Genomic DNA, 18,296 nt, shown 5'->3' with positions numbered 1-18,296 from the left:
GGTTGCCGGGACGCTCACGGGTCCGCCGTAGTCTCGGACGGTCCTGTCCGCGGGCCCGCCCGTGGACCGCCCCTTCCGGAGGAGACGCCGTGCCCTTCCGCTGTGCCGTACTCGACGACTTCCAGGACGTCGCGAGATCCGCCGCCGACTGGTCCGTGCCCGGCGAGGAGGTGGAGGTCGTCGCCTTCACCGAGCACTTCGGCGACGAGGACGAACTCGCCGCGGCGCTGGCCGACTTCGACTGCGTGGTCACCCTGCGCGAACGCGTCGCCTTCCCGGCGTCGTTGCTGGAGCGGCTCCCCCGGCTGCGGCTGCTGATCGCCTCCGGCATGCGCAACTCGGTGATCGACTTCCCGGCGGCGAAGGCGAACGGGGTGACGGTCTGCGGCACCCTGAGCGCGTCGACCCCGCCGGTCGAGCTGACCTGGGCGCTGCTGCTGGGTCTCGCGCGCGGGCTGGTGCAGGAGAGCACCGCCCTGCGCGAGGGCGGGCCCTGGCAGTCGACGGTGGGCGCGGACCTGCACGGGCGGCGGCTCGGGCTGCTGGGACTGGGGAAGATCGGCGGCCTGGTGGCCCGGGTGGGCCTCGCCTTCGGCATGGAGGTGAGCGCCTGGAGCCAGAACCTGACGGAGGAACGGGCGCGGGAGGTCGGCGTGCGGCGGGCCGCCTCGAAGGAGGAGCTGCTGTCCGAGAGCGACTTCGTGTCGGTGCACCTCGCGCTGGGCGAGCGCACCCGTGGGCTGCTCGGCGCCGCCGAACTCGCGCTGCTCAAGCCGACGGCCTACCTGGTGAACACCTCGCGCGCGGCGATCGTCGACCAGGAGGCGCTGCTGGCGGCGCTGCGGGAGGGGCGGATCGCGGGAGCGGGGGTGGACGTCTTCGACGTCGAACCGCTCCCCGCCGGTCATCCGATGCGGACGGCTCCCCGCCTGCTGGCCACTCCCCATCTCGGGTACGTGTCCCGGTCCAACTACGAGCGGTACTACGGACAGGCGGCGGAGGACATCCGCGCATACCTGGCGGGGTCACCGGTACGGGTACTGGGGTAGCCGCGGGCCGGGCGCCCGGTCGGCGAGGCCGGGTGCCGGGGCCGGAGTGGCGGCCGGGGCCGGGGCGGCGGCCTGGGCCGGGTGACCGCTAGGGCCGGGGGGCGGCCGGGTGCCGGACAGAGACGGGCTCATGGGAGTGGCGGGGGCGGTCGGCGGCCCGGGTGAGGCGGGCGGCGAGGGCGCGGAGGTGGTCGCCGAGTTCCGGCGGGTCGAGGACCTCGAAGTCGACGCCCTTGAGCGCGATGTGCAACGCGATCTCGTCCAGGGTCGCGGCGCCCGTGTGGAACAGACAGGAGCGGTCGTCGTACCGCTCCAGACGGCCGGCGGTGGGAGAGGTGTGCTCGGCGAGGGCTTCCACCGGGCAGTGGAAGAGGATGGTCGCCCGGCAGCGGTAGGGGGCCGAGGACAGCTTGTCGGTGAGGTAGGCGTTCAGGTCCTCGGCGGGGCCGGGCCGGGGGGCGAACCGGGGTCCGGACTGCGGGGCGGCGTCGACGCGGTCGAGACGGAACGTGCGCCAGTCGTCGCGCTCCAGGTCGAAGGCCAGCAGATACCAGCGGCGTCCGGTGTGGACCAGCCGGTACGGCTCGACGCGGCGCGTCCTGCCCTGGTAGCCGAAGCGCACGCTCTCGTGTCCCCGGCAGGCGGCGGCCAGCACCGCCAGCAGGTTCGCGTCCACGGCCGGGCCGGACGCCGTCAGCGGCAGGATCGCCGACTGCATCGCCGCCACCCGGTGCTTCAGCCGTGAGGGCAGCACCTGCTCGAGCTTGGCCAGCGCCCTGAGCGAGGTCTCCTCGAAGCCCGCCACCGAGCCGGACGCGGCGGCCCGCAGTCCGACGGTCACCGCGACCGCCTCGTCGTCGTCCAGCAGCAGCGGCGGCAGCGCCGCGCCGACGCCGAGCTGGTAGCCGCCGCCGGGGCCCGCCAGGGACCGCACCGGGTAGCCCAGCTCGCGCAGCCGGTCCGCGTCCCGGCGGACGGTGCGCGTCGTCACGCCCAGCCGCTCGGCCAGCTCCGGGCCCGGCCAGTCGGGACGGGACTGCAGCAGGGAGAGCAGCCGCAGTAATCGGGCCGAGGTCTCGAGCATCTGGCGGAAAACTCCTCATCGATCGCACCCGGTCGAGGACAGAACCTGTCCTCAGGGCTTCCTAGTGTCTTTCTTGCCGGCCCGCGAGGGAACGGCCCGCGGCGCCGCCGCGGCACGCAACCACGGCACGCAGAACCACAGCACCAGAACCACAGGCAAGCAGAAACACCGGCACAGCAAGGGAGAACGTCATGATCCTCGTCACCGGAGCCACCGGGAACGTCGGCCGTCGCGCACTGGAGATGCTGCTCGCACAGGGCCGCGAGGTGCGGGCCGCGTCGCGCGCCCCGGAGCGGGCGACGTGGCCCGCCGGCGTGCGGACCGTCGCGCTCGACCTGGCCGACCCGGCGTCGCTCGCCACCGCGCTGGACGGGGTCGAGGCGGTGTTCCTGTTCGCCGCCCCCGGCTGCGGGCCGGCCTTCGTCGCCGCCGCCGAGGCCGCCGGCGTGCGCCGGGTGGTGCTGCTGTCCTCCGGCTCGGTGGACGACGAGTCCGAGGAGCAGGACGGCCCGATCGCCGCCTATCACGCGGAGATCGAGCGGGAGCTGCGCGGCTCCTCCCTGGAATGGACCTTCCTGCGGCCCGACGTGTTCGCCGCCAACACGCTGATGTGGGCCGGGCAGACCAAGGGCGGCGACGTGGTCCGCGGCGCCTACGCCGAGGCCACCGCCGCGCCGATCCACGAGGCCGACATCGCCGCCGTGGCCGTGGCCGCGCTCACCGAGGACGGGCACGCCGGAGAGATCCACCGGCTGACCGGCCCGCAGTCGCTGACCCACGCCGACCAGGCCGCCGTCATCGGGGAGGTGCTCGGCCGCCCCGTCACCTACCAGGAGCTGCCCGCCGAGACCGTCCGCGAGGCCATGAGCGCGCACGTCCCCGGGCCGGTGCTCGACGACATCCTCAAGGTCTGGGCCGACTCGGTCGGCCGGCCCGCCCTGGTCACGGCCGACGTCGAGAAGATCACCGGCCGGGCCCCCCGCAGTTACCGCGACTGGGTGTCCGAGCACGCCGCCGCGTTCTGACGCGGCCGGACCACGGGGCGGCCGGACCCGGGGCGGCGGGACCCGGGGCGGCGGGACCCGGGGCGGCCCGTGTCACACCTGCCGCTCCGGGACGTCCACCACCAGACCGTCGATCGCGTCGGTGACGGGCAGCTGGCAGCTGAGCCGACTGTTCTCCCGGCGCGGGCAGGCCGTCGTGTACAGCAGCTCGTCCTCGATGTCGGACACGGCCGGCAGCGTGACCGCGCTGCCGCGGTCGACGTACACGTGGCAGGTCGCGCACATGGCGCCGCCGCCGCACTCGCCGACGATCCCGTCGACGCCGTTGACGACCGCCCCCCGCATCACGGAGTTCCCCTCGGGGACGTCGAGGGTCGTGGGGGTTCCGTCCGGACTCCGGTAGGTGATCCTGGCCATGCGTCGTGTCCTCCCTGCGTTCGCGCGTCCGCGCACGTGCCGCGGAGCCGCGCCGGCGTACGTTCCACGGATGCCTGCGGTGCTCTCGCCGCCCACCGTGCCCCGCCGTCCTGGGGAGTCGCTGGGGGCTCGATCGAACGCGGCCTGCGGACCGCCGCCGCTCGGCGCCTCCGGGCGGGTGCGCCTCCATGCTCGAGGTCGGTGCGCCCGGCACTCCAGGTCGGTTCGAGAGGCACGCTGAAGGCTGGCCGGTACGTACGGCACTCATGGCGCACAGGAGGCACCCATGCCGAAGACCGGCGAGCGGCTCACGTGGACGGCCGCAGGACCAGGCGAACGCCTGGAGTACGCGACGCTCGAGGTCCCGCTCGACTACACCGATCCCGACGGCACGCAGATCACCCTCGCCGTCAGCCGGCTGCCCGCCACGGATCCCGCCCGCCGGCGGGGCGTCCTGATCGGGGTGACCGGCGGGCCCGGCGGCGACGGCGGCCTCGGCACCGGCATGCCCGCCCGGCTGGCCGGCACCCCCCTCGCGGAGGTGTACGACCTGATCGGCTTCGACCCGCGCGGCACCGGCGCGTCGACGCCGCTGCGCATCGAGGTCACCCCCACCACCGCGCCCTTCGACTCACGGCCGCCGGACTCGGCGTTCGAGGCGATGGCCGCCGACATGCGCGAGCGCGAGCAGGGGTGCCGGCGGGCCGGCGGCGAGATGCGTCCGCACGTCAACACCCGCAACCTCGCCCGCGACATGGACGCCGTCCGGGTCGCGCTCGGCGAGGAGAAGCTGAACTTCCTCGGCTACGCCTACGGCAGTTACGTCGGCGCCGTCTACGGGACGATGTTCCCCGAGCACCTGGACCGCAGTGTGCTCGACTCCTGCGTGCACCCCGGCTGGACCTGGCGTGAGCAGTTCGTGGCCCAGGCCCGGGCGGTCCGCGAGAACGTGGACCGCTGGGCCGGGTGGACCGCGAGGCGCGACAACCACTTCGCCCTCGGGACGACGGCATCGCTGATCGTGGCCGCGGTGGAGGGCGTCGCCGCACAGTTGGAGGGCCGGCTCGGGGCGTCCGTGCGGACGTCGTTCGACGGCATCGTGGGCGGTCTGGCCACCGACCGTTCGGCGTGGGAGCGGCTGGGACTGCTGGTCGGGGCGCTGCGGGACGCGCTCGCAGAGGGCGCCGACGAGCGGACGGCGGCGCTGCTGGCCGAGCACGCCACGGGCGGCTGGGGGGCGCGGGCCAGCGAGCAGTGGAAGCAGAGCGTCCTCGAGGCGGTGACGCTGGAGACGGAGTGGCCGACCGACCTGGAGACCTACTACGCGGACATGCGCACCTGCCGGGAGCGCTACCCCTACGGGCACGGTGTGCTGCGGGCGGCTCCCTGGGTCGGCGCGTTCCGCACCTTCCGGTCGCCCGAGCCGCCCACCGTGCTCGCCCGGGACGGCTATCCGGCGGGCCTGGTCGTGCAGGCCGACGGCGATCCGATGGACCACCGCGAGGGCGGCGAGGCCCTCGCGGAACGCCTCGGCCACCATCTGATCCTGGTGGAGGACTCCGGCGAGCACGAGGTCTATGTGCTGAGCGGCGGCAATCCGCGCCTCGAGGCCTATGTGGAGGGGTACTTGGTGGACGGGGTGCTGCCGCCGGCCCGGGTGTGCGTGCCCGGCGTGCACCAGGCGCCGCCGGTTCCCGAGGACGCCTGATCCCCGGGGGATGTCCGCATCCCCCGGGGCGTCCGCGCCGCCGGGGGACTCCTGGATCCCCGGGGGTGTGCGACACCGAGCGAAGGGGAGGGGCCCGCCGACCGGCCCCTCCCCTTCGCCGTCGTGTGCCGTCCCGTCAGCGGCGCTTGCCCGCCGGGACGACGTACCGGGCGTAGAGCAGCTCGCGCATCACGTCGTCGCCGCCCTCCACGATGGAGACGTAGCGCAGGTCGCGCACCAGCTTCCCGATCGGATGGTCGTGGGTGTAGCCGAGCCCGCCGAACATCTCCGAGCCGGTCGTCGCCACCTCCCACCCGGCCTGGCCGCAGTACAGCTTGGCGGCCAGCGCCGAGCGCAGGGTGCCCACCCGGTACAGGGCCGCGGCCGGGTTCTCCGCCGCCAGGAACCGGTCGAACTCGGCCGCCGCCGCCCGGCACTGGTTGCGCATCACGTCGATCGTCATCTCGATCTGGCCGAGCTTGGCGGCGAACACGGCGTTCTCGCGCAGCGGTGCTCCCTTGATCCGCTTCTCCGCCGCGTACTCCATGGACAGGTCCCGGATCCTGCGGGCGACGCCGATCGCGGTGGCGGCGATGAGGATGCGGCTGGCGTTGAGCCCGATCTCCAGCAGGCGCAGCCCGTTGCCGCGCAGCCGGCCCGCGGCGGGCGTCCGGCAGTCGCGCAGCCGGACCCGGTAGGTGCCCGAGCCGCGCACGCCGAGCATGTCCCAGCGCTTGACGATCTCCACCCCGGGCGTGGCGCGGGGCACCGCGACGACGGCGTAGTCGCCGTCGTCGTCGGCGGACCGGGCGAGCACGAGGAGGGTGTCGGCCGGGTCGGAGTTGGTGGAGAAGTACTTCTCCCCGTCGAGGACGAGGTCGTCGCCGTCGCGGCGGAACGTGGTGGCCGTGCGGTTGAGCTCGCTGCCCGCGTCCTCCTCGCTGCCGAGGATGCCCAGCCGTCCGCCGTCCCGGACGAGACGCTCCAGGACGGGACGGGCCGCCTCCTCCTCGCCGTGCAGCTGGAGCATCACGGTGCCGAGCACCGGCAGGAAGGCGCCGAACGCGAAGCCGGCGTCGCCGTAGGCCAGTTCGGACACGATGTCCACGCTGTCCGCGAGGGACGCGCCGGCGCCCCCGTACGCGGCCGGGATCCACCAGTTGGCCAGCCCGGCGGCGTGCAGCCGGGCCGACTCGGCGGTGGGCTGTTCGGGCAGGCCGTCGAAGTAATCGCCCTTGGACAGCAGTTCCGCGCGGACGAACTCCCGGACCCGCTTCAGCATCTCCGCCGCGCCGGCCGGGCCGCCGGCGGTCGCCGTGGCGGCGGCGGACGTCGTGGCGGCGGCGGTCGCCGTGGCGGCGGCTGGTGCGGTCGTGCCCGACGTGGCGGGTGCGGCGGTTGCGCCAGGTGCGGCGGGCGTGGGGGGCGTGCCCGTCGTCGTCCCCGCCGTGCGGGTCGCCGGGGTCGTCTCGGTCGTCTCGGTCGTCATGGCGTCCCCCTCACCCGGCCTGGACGAACGCGCGGGCCTTGGCCATGGTGGCGCGGCTGTTCGAGCCCAGTGCGTGCCGCACCGCCTGCCGGGCGTCCGCCAGCGTCTTGGGCGGTTCGGGCAGCGCGTCGATGCCCGCCGGGTCGAGAAGGACCTGGTGGTGCGAGGTCACCTTCACGGTGCCGTCGGGGCCCTCCTCGAACCGCCACTCCCCGTTGTGGGCGTGGAGCACCGGCGGCAGGATCGTCTGCTTGTAGGTGATCCGCCGCAGCGGCTCGCAGACCCGTCCGGACGCCGTGGTGTGCAGCGAGCCGTCCGGGGAGCGGGTGTCCATCTCCATGAACTGCAGCCCGGTCTCCTCCTCGCGGAGTTCGAGCCGCGCCACGTGCGGAAGCCGCTCCGGCCACCGGGACGCCTCGTAGATGAAGGCGTACGCCTCCTCGATCGAGCCGGTGATGGTCTCGGTGTCGGCGAAGTCGAACAGCAGCTCCCGCTCGGCGTCCCCCCGTTCGGCCGCCCGCCTCAGGTGCTCCAGCTCCGAGCGGCTGTTGGTGTCGACGGCCCGGGTGATGCGCTCGTGGGCCGCCGGGTCGCCGTCGACGGCCCGGTAGAAGTGGTCCAGTTCCACCGTGCAGCCGCCGTCGGGCCGTTCGGTGATGCGCCAGGTCCCGCCCATCGCCGCGACCGGCTCGCGCGGCTCGATCTGTTCGAAGTCGATCCGGAGCCCGGCGGGGTCCAGCCGGCGGCGCGACTCCCAGGTGCGCAGTTCGCCGTTGGCGAGGGCCCAGATACGGATGCGTTCGTCCGTCTCGTCGCCGCCGGTGCGCTCGGCCCGCACGGTGGGCGGGAAGTACAGCGGCCACAGGCCGACTTCGGCGACGATCCGGTAGACCGCCGTCGCCGGGGCCGACACCTCGATGCGGTGGGTCACTTCGGTGGTGCCGTCGGTGGTGCCCTCGACGGTGAATTCGGTGGTGACTTCAGTGGTGACTTCGGTGGTGACGGTTTCGGCGTCGCGTGCCATCACGCGCCCTCCAGTCCTGAGATGAAGTTGACAAGTGCCCGCGGCGTCGGGTGGTCCAGTACGGCGCCGGCGGGGAGCCGGAGCCCGGTCGCGGCGGTGAGCCGGTTGCGCAGGTCGACACTGAGCAGGGAGTCGAAGCCGAGTTCCTTGAAGGAGTCCTCGGCGCCGATGGCGGACGGTTCGAGGTAGCCCAGCACCTCGGCGGTGTGCGTCCGCACCAGCTGCATGAGGTCACCGCCCGCCGGAGGCGCCGCCGCGGCCGCGGGGACGGGCGCCGTGGACGGCGTCGTGACCGGAGCCGGAGCGGTGGGCGGCGCCGCGGCCCGCGCCGGCACGACGGCGGGCGCGGCTGCGGGCGCCGGTGCCGGTGCCGACGCGGCGGGAGCCGAAGGCGAGTCGTTCCGGGGAAGTTCCGCCAGCCCTTCGAGCAGTCGGGCCGCACGGCTCCCGGGCCGCAGCTGCTCCGGGGCGAGCCGCAGCGGCACCCGGACCGGAGCGGGCGAGGCCAGGTTCTCGAAGAGGAGCCGCATCCCGTCCCCGCTGTCCAGCGGGGCGATCCCGATGCGGGCCAGCGCGGCGGTGTCGGCCTCGGTCAGATGACCGGTCATCCCGGTGGGCTGCCGCCACAGGCCCCAGGCCAGCGACGTCGCCTCCAGCCCGCGCGCCCGGCGGTACTGCGCGAGGGCGTCGAGATAGGCGTTGGCCGCCGCGTAGTTCGCCTGGCCGGGGTTGCCGAACACCCCCGCCACCGACGAGAACAGCACGAACGCCGACAGGTCCAGGTGTTCGGTTAGCCGGTGCAGATGCCAGGCCCCGGCGACCTTGGGCCGCAGCACCGCGCGGAGCTGGACCGGGGTGAGCCCGGTGAGCAGCCCGTCGCGCAGCACGCCGGCGGTGTGGAAGACGCTGCCGGGGCGGTACTCGGCGACGACCTTCGCGACGGCGTCGGCGTCGGCGACGTCGCAGGCCACGACGGCCACCTGGGCGCCGGACGCGGTCAGTTCCGCGCTCAGCTCCGCCGCGCCTGCGGCGGCCGGGCCGCTGCGGCTCACCAGCACCAGCTGCCGTGCGCCCCGCTCGGCCACCAGGCGCCGGGCCAGTTCGGCGCCGAGACCGCCGGTGCCGCCGGTGATCAGCGTGGGGCGCAGCGGGTCGTAGGAGCGCGGGGTGGTCAGCACGAGCTTGCCCTGGTGGCGGGCCCGGCTGAGCATCCTCAGCGGAACCCGGCCGTCCCGCACGTCCCACGTGCGCACCGGCAGGTGGCGCAGGGCGCCCGCCTCGAACAGGGCGACGAGTTCGTCCAGGACCTCGCTGATCCGGTCCGGCTCGACGCCCAGGATGTTGTACGCCCGGTACGTGATCCCGGGGTGCGCGGCCTCGGTGGCGGCCGCGTCCCGCAGATCGGTCTTGCCCATCTCGGCGAACCGGCCGCCCGGCGCCAGCAGGCCGAGGGAGAGGTCGAGGGCCTTGCCGGACAGCGAGTTCAGCACGACGTCCACGCCCCGGCCGCCGGTGGCGGACCGGAAGGCGTCGGCGAATTCGAGCGTGCGGGAGGAGGCGATGTGGTCCTCGGGGACGCCCCAGGCGCGCAGCGTCGGCTGCTTGTCGGCGCGGGCGGTGGCGAACACGTCGGCGCCCAGGTGCCGGGCGAGCTGGATGGCCGCGAGTCCGACGCCGCCGGTCGCGGTGTGGATCAGCACCCGGTCGCCCGGCCGGGTGCCGGCCACGTCGACGAGGCACTGGTAGGCGGTGATGAACACGATGGGCACGCCGGCCGCCTGGGCGAAGCTCCAGCCGTCCGGGAGCGGCTTGACCATGCGTTCGTCGGCGACGGCCAGCGGGCCCAGCGAGCGCTCGAACATGCCGAACACCCGGTCGCCGGCCGCGAAGCGGGTCACCTCGGAGCCGACCTCGGTGATCACGCCCGCGCCTTCGCTGCCCATGGTCTTCTCGGTGGCGACGAGGCCGAGACCGACCGTCACGTCACGGAAGTTGAGCCCGGCCGCGCGCACCTCGACGCGCACCTGACGGGGCCCCAACTCGGCCTCCGCCTCCGGGTGTTCGACGAGCGCGAGGTCGTCGAGGGTGCCCTTGACGGTGACGTCGAGCCGCCAGGCGCGGCTTCCGGCCGGGGGCCGCAGTCCGCTCTCGCGGGCGAGCCGCAGCCGTGGCCGGTACAGCCGTCCGGCCCTCAGAGCCACTTCGGGCTCGCCGCAGGCGAGGGCCTGCGGCAGGGCCGCCAGGGACGCCGGGTCGTCGTCGACGTCGATCAGCACGAAGGTGTCCGGGTGCTCGGCCTGCGCCGAGCGCACCAGTCCGGTGACGGCCGAGGCGGCCAGGTCGCGGACGGGTTCGCGGTCGGTGACGGCGAGCGCGCCCCGGGTGACCACGGCGAGCCGCGAGGCCGCGAACTGCGGGCCGGCGCGCCAGCTCTGCACCAGGTCGGCGGCGGCCAGGGTCAGCCGCTCGGCGTGCGCCGGGTCGCCGTCCGTGCCGGGGGCGGAGCCGAGCGGGGCCACGACGACCGCCGGCGCCGGGTGTGTCACCGACTCCAGGTCGGGGAAGTCGGGCCGGTCCCACAGGCCGCCCGCGCCGACCGTCACCCACGCGTCGGGGCCGGACACGTCCGCGCCGCGCAGCCGCTCCCACGCCGGTTCGAGGCTGACGCCCCGGTCCTCGGCGGGCAGCGGCCGCAGCGCCAGCGAGCGCACCGAACCGACGGGCCGGTCCTGGCCGTCGAAGAAGGTCAGCGACAGGTCGTCGCCGTCCGGCCGCGCGTGCACGCGCAGGGTCCGGGCGTCGGTGGGCGTCAGGTCGGCGTCGCGCCAGGCGAACGGCACCAGCAGTCCCGCGTCCGCCCTGAGCACGGCCGGGTGCAGGGCCGCGTCGAGCAGCGCCGGGTGGGGGGTGGCGAAGTCGCCGGGCTCCAGGTCGGGCAGCGCCACCTCGGCGAGGATCTCCGCGCCGCGCGTCCACAGGGCGCGCAGTCCGGCGAACGCCGGACCGTAGTGGTATCCGCGCTCGGCGAGCAGCCGGTAGGCGTCGGCGACGTCGACCGGGGCGGCGCCCTCGGTGGACCAGCGCGCGGGCTCGGCCGGCGCCTGGTCGCGGCCGGCGAGCGCGCCGGAGGCGTGCCGCACCCAGCCGCCGTCGGCCTGCCGGGCGTGGACGGTCAGGGGCCTGCGTCCGGCGGCGTCCTCGGGGTCGAGGACGATCCGCAGGTCCGCGGCCCCTTGTTCGGGCAGCGGCAGCGGCACGCCGAGGGTGAGGTCGGCCACGACGGGACGGCCGATCCGTTCGCCGACCTCGCCGAGCAGCGACAGGAACACGGTCGCCGGCACCAGCGCGGCGCCCCGGACCACATGGTCGGCCAGCCACGGGTGGCGCTCGCGGTCGACGGTCGCGGTGACGACGGTCTGCCCGGAGGGGAGTTCGGTCGGCGCGCCGGTGAACGCGCCGTCGTCGGCGCCGGCGGCGGCGGCGGCCGGGGCCGTCGCCCAGAACCGGGTGCGGTCGAACCGGTAGGACGGCAGGTCGATCCGGCGGCCGGCCGGCTGCAGCGGGGCGAGGTCCACCGGCCCCACGGAGTCGGGGAGGGCCGCGGCCGACGCCAGGAACTGGCCCGCGCCGCCGCTGTCCCGGCGCAGGGTGCCGAGCACGGCGCCCGTCACCCCGGCCGCGTCCAGGACCTCCTGGGCGCCGAAGGTCAGCACGGGGTGCGGGCTGCACTCGACGAAGGTGCGGTGCCGTCGCTCCACCAGCCCCCGCAGCACCGGCTCGAAGCGCACGGTGTTGCTCAGGTTGTCGTACCAGTACGCCGCGTCCATGTCCGCGGTGTCGATGACCGCGCCGGTCAGCGTCGAGTGCAGTCTGACGTCGGAGGAGCGCGGCGAGATCCCGGCGAGGTCGGTGAGGAGGCGTTCCTCCAGCGCCTCCATCGCCTCGGTGTGCGACGCGTAGTCGACCTCGATGCGCCGGGCGTCGACGCCCTGCCGTTCGCAGCGGGCCAGCAGGTCGGTGAGGCCTGCGACGTCCCCGGCGACCACGGTCGAGGTCGCGGAGTTGACCGCCGCGACGCTCACCCCGTCCACGCTGTTGAGGAGCCGCTCGGTCTCCTCGGCGCCGAGCAGCACGGACGCCATGCCGCCGGGGGGCGCGAGCTGCGCCAGCGCCTGGCTGCGCAGGGCCACCACCCGGCAGGCGTCGGCCAGGCCGAGCGCACCGGCCACGTGGGCCGCGGCGATCTCGCCCTGGGAGTGGCCGACGACCGCGGCGGGCCGCACGCCGACCGACTTCCACAGCGCGGCCAGCGACACCATCACGGAGAACAGCGCGGGCTGGACGACGTCGACCCGTTCCAGGCCCTCGCCGCGCAGCGCGTCGGTCAGCCGCCAGCCGCACAGCGGGGCCAGTTCCTCCGCGCAGGCCTCCATGCTGGCGCGGAAGACCGCCGACTCCTCCATCAGGGCGAGACCCATCCCGCGCCACTGGGAGCCCTGCCCGGGGAAGACGAACACCGGTCCGGCGAGGTCGCGATAGGACTCGGTGCGCAGCACGGTCGGCGACCGGTAGCGCCCCGGCACGGCCGGCAGCGGGGCGTCGGAGGCCAGCGACTCCAGTCCGGTCAGCAGGTCCGCGCGGTTGTCGGCGATCACGACGCCGCGCTGCCGGAACCCGCTGCGGCCGCGCAGCGTGTGCGCGACGTCCTCGGGCGCGTCCTGCGGGGTGCGGCCGACGTGGTCGGCGAGGGCTCTGGCCTGGGCGCGCAGCGAGTCGGCGTGCGGGGCGGAGACCGACCACAGCAGCGGCGCCGTCGCGACGGCGGCGGGTTCCCGCACGGGCTCCGGCTCGGCCTCCTCGATCACCACGTGGGCGTTGGTGCCGCTGATCCCGAACGAGGACACGCCGGCCCGCCGGGGCCCGTCGCCCCGCTCCCACGGGCGGGCCCGGGTCAGCAGGGCGAGACCGCTGTGCTCCCAGTCGATGTGGCGGGTGGGCCGGGAGACGTTCGGCGTGGCGGGCAGGACGCCTGCGCGCAGCGCCTCGATCATCTTGATCACCCCGCCGACGCCCGCCGCGGCCTGGGCGTGCCCCAGGTTCGCCTTCAACGAGCCGATCCAGAGCGGTCGTTCCGCGTCGCGTCCCTGGCCGTAGACGGCGGACAGCGCCCGCGCCTCGATGGGGTCGCCGAGTTCGGTGCCGGTGCCGTGCGCCTCGACCGCGTCGACGTCGTGCGGGCCCAGTCCGGCCTGGCTCAGGGCCTGCCGGATGACGTCCTCCTGGGCCGCCCGGTTCGGCGCGGTGAGACCGTTGCTCGCGCCGTCGGAGTTGGCGGCGGTGCCGCGGACCACGGCGAGGACGCGGTGGCCGCGTGCGCGGGCGTCGGAGAGCCGCTCCAGCAGCAGCAGTCCGGCGCCCTCCGCCCACGCGGTGCCGTCGGCGTCGTCGGAGAAGGGGCGGCAGCGTCCGTCGGGCGAGAGTCCGCCCTGCCGGGTGAAGTCGACGAACATGCCGGGCGTCGACATCACCGCGACGCCGCCGGCCAGCGCCATGTCGCACTCGCCGTCGCGCAGCGACCGCACCGCCAGGTGCATGGCGACCAGTGAGGACGAGCACGCGGTGTCCACCGTGAGGGCGGGGCCGCGCAGCCCGAAGTAGTAGGCGATGCGTCCGGAGGCGACGCTGGTCGAGCTGCCGGTGATGCGGTAGCCGCCGGCGCCCTGGTTGTCCTCGTACAGGCGCGGCCCGTACTCCTGGGCCATCGCCCCGACGAACACGCCGGTCCTGCTGCCCGTGAGGGCGTCCCGGCTGAGGCCCGCGCGCTCGAAGGTCTCCCAGGCCGTCTCGAGAAGCACCCGCTGCTGGGGGTCCATGCCCTCGGCCTCGCGGGGCGAGATGCCGAAGAACTTGGCGTCGAAGCGGTCGGCGTCGTCGAGGAAGCCGCCGCGGGTGGTGCTGGAGCGGCCGTCGGCGAGGTCCGCCGCACGCCAGCCGCGGTCGGTGGGGAAGGAGGAGGTGGCGTCGCGGCCGTCCGCGACCAGCTGCCACAGGTCGGCGGGCGTGCGCACACCGCCCGGGTAGCGGCAGCCCATGGCCACGACGGCGACGGCTTCCTGGTCACCGTCCAGTGGTCCGGTCTGGGGAGTCATCGAAACTCGTGACCTTTCGTGTCGTCCGACCGGAGCGCCTCGATGAGCGCCGCCGGAGTGGGGTGGTCGAACAGCAGGGTCGTCGGCAGGACGCGGCCGGTGGCCCTGGCGACGGAGGTGCGCAGCGCGACGGCCATGCGGGAGTCCAGGCCGAGGTCGGTGAAGGTGGCGTCCAGGTCGAGGTCCGCGCCCGGCGCGCGGCCGAGGATCTCCACGGTGAGGTCGAGGACCAGGTCCAGCGGGTCGCCGGACCACTGTGGCGCGGCGTCCTCGGCGGCGGGGCCGCCCGCGGTCGTCGTCGTGTCCAGCCAGTACGGGCGCCGCTGGAAGGCGTACGGCGGCAGGTCCGCCGGGCGGGCCCGCGGGCCGTAGACCGCGAGCCAGTCGACCGGCTTGCCCAGCACGAACGCGGCGGCCGCCGCGGTGGCGGCCGTGCCGGGACCGTCCCCGGGGGCCGGCCGGTCCTGCGGCTCCGCGCCCGGCCGGCCGACGAGGACGGTCGTCCCGTCGTCACGCGTCCCGTCCTCGCGGATTTCGTCCCGGTGGGTTCCGTCCCCGTGGGTTCCGTCGGCCAGCTCGCGGAGCCGGGCCACCAGGGCGGTGCGCGCGGAGGCGACGACGGCGGCGCGCACGGGAAGCGCCGCGCGGGTCGTCGCCGACGCGAGACCGAGGTCGCGCAGGTCCACGTCGTCGCGGCCGTCCAGCCGGTCGGCGAGCCGGGCCGCCTGGGCGCGCAGCGCGGCGCCGGTGTGCCCGGAGAGCAGCACGGGCACCGGCTCGTCGGCCGCCGCCCCGGGCTCACCGGGCCCCGGTACGGCGTCCTCGCGCCGGGGCGCCTCGCCGAGGACGGCGTGGGCGTTGGTGCCGCCGAGGCCGAACGACGACACGCCGCAGACCAGCGGCCCGTCCTCGGGCCGCCAGGCCCGACGCCGGGTGCTGACGCGCAGCCGCAGCCCGTCGAGGTCGATGTCGGGGTTGGGCCTCCGGTGGTTGAGGGTCGGCGGGAGCTCGCGGTGGAAGAGGCTCGCCGCGGTCTTGATCAGTCCGGCGATGCCGGCCGCGCCCTCCAGATGCCCGATGTTGGTCTTCACCGAGCCGACCAGCAGCGGCCGGTCCGCGGGCCGTCCCCGGCCGAGGACGCCGCCGAGGGCGCGGGCCTCCACCGGGTCGCCGGCCTTGGTGCCGGTGCCGTGCAGCTCCACGTACGCGACCGCGGCCGGATCGACGCCCGCCCGGCGGTAGGCCTCCGCCAGCACGCTCTGCTGGGCGGTCTGGGTGGGCGTCGTCAGGCTCGCGCCGCCGCCGTCGTTGTTGACGGCCGCGGCGAGCACCGTGCAGTACACCCGGTCCCCGGCGGCGAGGGCCGCCTCGAGGGGCTTGAGCACCAGCACCCCGGCGCCTTCGCCCCGCACGATCCCGTCGGCGCTGCGGTCGAAGGTGTGACAGCGGCCGGTCGGCGACATCGCCCCGAGCTCCTCGATGAGCCGGTCGCCCGTCGCGGTGAGGTTGAGCTGGACGCCCGCGACCACCGCGGTGGTGCACTCCCCGCGCCGCAGACTGCCCAGGGCCTGGTCGAGGGCGGCGAGCGAGGAGGACTGGCCGGTGTCGACGACCGCGCTCGGGCCGGTGAACCCGAAGAAGTAGGAGAGCCGGTTGGCGAGGAAGGTCCGTGCCGTGCCGGTCATGGAGTAGGCGTCCACCACCGGGGACATCCGGCTCATCAGCGCGTAGTCGTCCGAGCAGGACCCGACGAAGACGCCGGTCGCGCCGCCCGCCGTGGGAGGGATGCGGGCGTCCTCCAGGGCGTGCCAGCACAGTTCGAGCAGCAGGCGCTGCTGCGGGTCCATGAGGGCGGCCTCGTGCGGGGAGATCCCGAACAGCTCCGCGTCGAAGAGTTCGACGTCGCGCAGGTATCCGCCGGGGCGGCGGCCCTCGCGCAGCCCCGTGCCCGGGCCGATGGCGTCGCCGCCCCGGCGGAGCAGCCGCCAGAAGCCCTGGAGGTCGTCGGCGCCGGGGAAGCGGCAGGCCATGCCCACCACGGCCACGGGTTCCCCGGACGTACCGGTCGTGTCGGTCAGCTCAGTCATGTCGGTCCCGTCGGCTCTGTCAGTGGCCAGGTCGGTCATGGCGGTCTCCGGCGGCGACGAGGGTGAGCCGGCGCCGTACCTCGTCCACGGCCTCGCGGTCGTCGCGGCCGCCGCCCGGCACCAGCGCCTGGACGGAGCTGTGCCTGGCGATCACCCGGGGCTGGCGGCGGGCCAGCCGGCTGAGGCCGTCGCCCGGGCCGGCCTCCAGCAGCAGGCAGTCGTGCGCGGCGAGCAGGGCGGTGAGCGCCGGTGCGAAGTACACCGTCCGGGCCGCCTGCCAGGCCCAGAAGTCGGGGTCCAGCGCCTGCTGGTCGGCGAGCCGGCCCGGTGTGTAGGCGGAGTAGAAGGGGAAGGCCGGCCGACGCAGCGGCACCGCGCGGAAACCGGGCAGGGTCGCGCGGACGGCGTCGTCGACCGCGGGGCTGTGGAAGGCCTGCCTGGCCTGCACCGGGCGGCAGATGACACCTCGTCCGTCCAGCTCGCGGGCGGCCCGGGCCAGCGGCTCGCGCTCCCCGGCGAGCAGGAGCTGGCGGGCGGCGTTCACCGCGGCCAGGTGCACGTCCTCGCCGAGCAGGTCGGCGACGTCGTCGGGGGAGGCCGCGACGGCGAGCATCCCGCCCGGCGGGGTGTCGGCGAAGTGCACGACCCGGTCCCGCATCAGGCGGATGCCGTCCTCGAAGCCGAGGATCCCGGCCAGGGTCGCCGCGGCGACCTCGCCGACGCTGTGCCCGATGATCGCCGCCGGGCGCACGCCCCAGCCGAGCACCATCCGCCCGAGGGCGTGGTTCACCGCGTAGAGCAGCGGTTGGGCGACCGTCACGTCGTCGTAGTCCGCCGACGGCGCCTCGGCGAGCCACTCGCGCCGCAGCCGCGGGCCGTCCGATGCCAGGAGCCGGAACGCCTCGTCCATCCAGTAGGTGAACGTCGAGTCGTGCCCGTACAGGCCCGCGGCCATCCGCGGGTACTGCGCACCCTGACCGGGGAACACGAGTGCGACCGGTGGATTCGGCTGTTGCGCTGTGAGGGGCATCCGGTACCTTCCTTTCCTGCCTTTCCCGCTGCCGCAATATGGGCCCGGGGATTCGACGTTCGCCTGAGCCTCGATCGAGAGCCGTGGACGGAATCCGGCTCCTGCCGGCATTGAGCCGCCCCCGAGCAGCGCCCTGCAGACTCGACGGCCGAATGCCGAATGCCGTCGGGCGGAGGGAATGGTCGTGCCAGCTGAAGAGGTATTCGTTTCCGGGGTGGGACTTCATCTGCCGCCGGCCATGCCGGCCGAGGAGGCGGTCCGGCAGGGACTGACCGACGACTGGACCGTGCGGCGCACGAGGATGCGGTCGGTGTGCGTCGGCACCGAGGCCGGGCCGCAGATGGCGGTCAGGGCCGCGCGGGAGGCGCTGCGCCACGCGGACGCGGGGCCCCAGGACATCGACCTGGTCCTGCACGCCAGCAGCTACTTCCAGGGCTACGACCTGTGGGCGCCCGCCTCGTACGTGCAGCGCGAGGCCGTCGGCAACACGTGCCTGTCGCTGGCCGTCGAGCAGCTGTCCAACGGCGGGATGGCCGCATTCGAGCTGGCGGTGGCCTATCTGCGCGCGGACTCCCGCCGGCACAGCGCCCTCGTGACCACCGGCGACCGGTTCTGCCTGCCGGGGATCGACCGCTGGACCACCGACCCGGGGACCGTGCTCGGGGACGGCGGAACCGCCGTCGTCCTGTCCACCGACGACGGGTTCGCGCTGCTGCGCAGTCTGGTGACGGTGTCCGACCCGACGCTGGAGAAGATGGGGCGGGGCGACGATCCCTTCGCCGCGACGCCGCTGGAGATCCGGACCCCGGTCAGCGTGGAGGAGCCCCGTGCCCGCCTGGTGAAGGAGATGGGCATGTCGGAGCTGATCGACCGGCTGCACACCGGCCAGCGGACGGCCTTCGAACAGGCCCTGCGGGAGGCGGACGTCAAGCAGGAGGAGCTCGACTGGACGGTGCTGCCGCACCTCGGCCGCGCCAAGATGGACTTCCAGTTCTTCTCGGCGCTGGACCTCGACCCGGAGCGGACCACCTGGCCCTGGGGATCGGGGGTCGGACACCTCGGCGCGGGCGACATGTTCGCCGGCCTCGCCCACCTCACCCGGACCGGCGCCCTGCGCCCGGGCCAGACGGGCGCACTGGTCAGCGCGGGCGGCGGCTTCGCGTGGACGGTGGCCGTCCTGGAGATCCTGACCGCGGCCTGAACGCCGTCCGGCGGATCACGTCGCGCGAGCACCCCCGCCGCCGCGACGTGATCC

11 protein-coding genes are annotated in these 18,296 nt (G+C 75.0%); 4 read left to right on the top strand and 7 right to left on the bottom strand.

From position 1 onward, the window contains the following. Positions 1–89 precede the first annotated feature (89 nt). Positions 90–1,049: a D-2-hydroxyacid dehydrogenase family protein gene (locus ACN6LD_RS12165; RefSeq protein ID WP_445043147.1), complete on the top strand. Its 960-nt coding sequence runs from the start codon at positions 90–92 to the stop codon at positions 1,047–1,049. An 88-nt stretch (positions 1,050–1,137) separates the two neighbouring features. On the opposite strand, the gene ACN6LD_RS12160 is transcribed toward ACN6LD_RS12165, so the two are convergent. Beyond that, positions 1,138–2,133 carry a helix-turn-helix transcriptional regulator gene (locus ACN6LD_RS12160; RefSeq protein WP_445043146.1) on the bottom strand — a complete coding sequence of 332 codons (996 nt, stop codon included), beginning with the start codon at positions 2,131–2,133 and terminating at the stop codon, positions 1,138–1,140. Between the two features lie 191 nt (positions 2,134–2,324). On the opposite strand from ACN6LD_RS12160, the gene ACN6LD_RS12155 reads away from it, so the two are divergent. Beyond that, the gene (locus tag ACN6LD_RS12155) at positions 2,325–3,158 is read left to right on the top strand and encodes an NAD(P)H-binding protein (protein WP_445043145.1); all 834 of its coding nucleotides are present in this window, start codon (positions 2,325–2,327) and stop codon (positions 3,156–3,158) included. Between the two features lie 72 nt (positions 3,159–3,230). On the opposite strand, the gene ACN6LD_RS12150 is transcribed toward ACN6LD_RS12155, so the two are convergent. Continuing rightward, positions 3,231–3,554, bottom strand: a complete 324-nt coding sequence (locus ACN6LD_RS12150) for a 2Fe-2S iron-sulfur cluster-binding protein (RefSeq protein WP_319191055.1) — start codon at positions 3,552–3,554, stop codon at positions 3,231–3,233. 286 nt (positions 3,555–3,840) lie between these two features. Here ACN6LD_RS12150 and ACN6LD_RS12145 point away from each other — a divergent pair, with 286 nt between their 5' ends. Further along, positions 3,841–5,262 carry an alpha/beta fold hydrolase gene (locus ACN6LD_RS12145; RefSeq protein ID WP_445043144.1) on the top strand — a complete coding sequence of 474 codons (1,422 nt, stop codon included), beginning with the start codon at positions 3,841–3,843 and terminating at the stop codon, positions 5,260–5,262. 136 nt (positions 5,263–5,398) lie between these two features. On the opposite strand, the gene ACN6LD_RS12140 is transcribed toward ACN6LD_RS12145, so the two are convergent. Genes ACN6LD_RS12140 through ACN6LD_RS12120 form a run of 5 tightly spaced genes read right to left on the bottom strand, consistent with a single transcriptional unit; the run spans position 5,399 to position 17,041 of the window. Next, positions 5,399–6,751: an acyl-CoA dehydrogenase family protein gene (locus ACN6LD_RS12140; RefSeq protein WP_445043143.1), complete on the bottom strand. Its 1,353-nt coding sequence runs from the start codon at positions 6,749–6,751 to the stop codon at positions 5,399–5,401. Positions 6,752–6,761: 10 nt separating this feature from the next. Next, positions 6,762–7,775: an aromatase/cyclase gene (locus tag ACN6LD_RS12135; protein WP_445043142.1), complete on the bottom strand. Its 1,014-nt coding sequence runs from the start codon at positions 7,773–7,775 to the stop codon at positions 6,762–6,764. Beyond that, positions 7,775–13,924 (bottom strand): type I polyketide synthase, encoded by a 6,150-nt coding sequence (locus ACN6LD_RS12130; protein ID WP_445043141.1) that lies wholly within the window; start codon positions 13,922–13,924, stop codon positions 7,775–7,777. Before ACN6LD_RS12130 ends, ACN6LD_RS12135 begins: the two co-directional genes overlap by 1 nt. After that, on the bottom strand, positions 13,921–16,011 hold the full coding sequence (locus ACN6LD_RS12125) for a beta-ketoacyl synthase N-terminal-like domain-containing protein (RefSeq protein WP_445043140.1): 2,091 nt from the start codon (positions 16,009–16,011) through the stop codon (positions 13,921–13,923). Before ACN6LD_RS12125 ends, ACN6LD_RS12130 begins: the two co-directional genes overlap by 4 nt. A gap of 19 nt (positions 16,012–16,030) precedes the next feature. Further along, positions 16,031–17,041, bottom strand: a complete 1,011-nt coding sequence (locus tag ACN6LD_RS12120) for an acyltransferase domain-containing protein (RefSeq protein ID WP_319191065.1) — start codon at positions 17,039–17,041, stop codon at positions 16,031–16,033. A gap of 214 nt (positions 17,042–17,255) precedes the next feature. On the opposite strand from ACN6LD_RS12120, the gene ACN6LD_RS12115 reads away from it, so the two are divergent. Beyond that, positions 17,256–18,242, top strand: coding sequence for a ketoacyl-ACP synthase III family protein (locus tag ACN6LD_RS12115; RefSeq protein WP_319191067.1), 987 nt, complete (start codon positions 17,256–17,258; stop codon positions 18,240–18,242). Positions 18,243–18,296 lie beyond the last annotated feature (54 nt).

This window comes from Streptomyces sp. SAS_272 (genome assembly GCF_052543235.1).
Note: the sequence above shows the minus strand (reverse complement) of the source record. Positions and strands in the feature narration are given on the sequence as shown.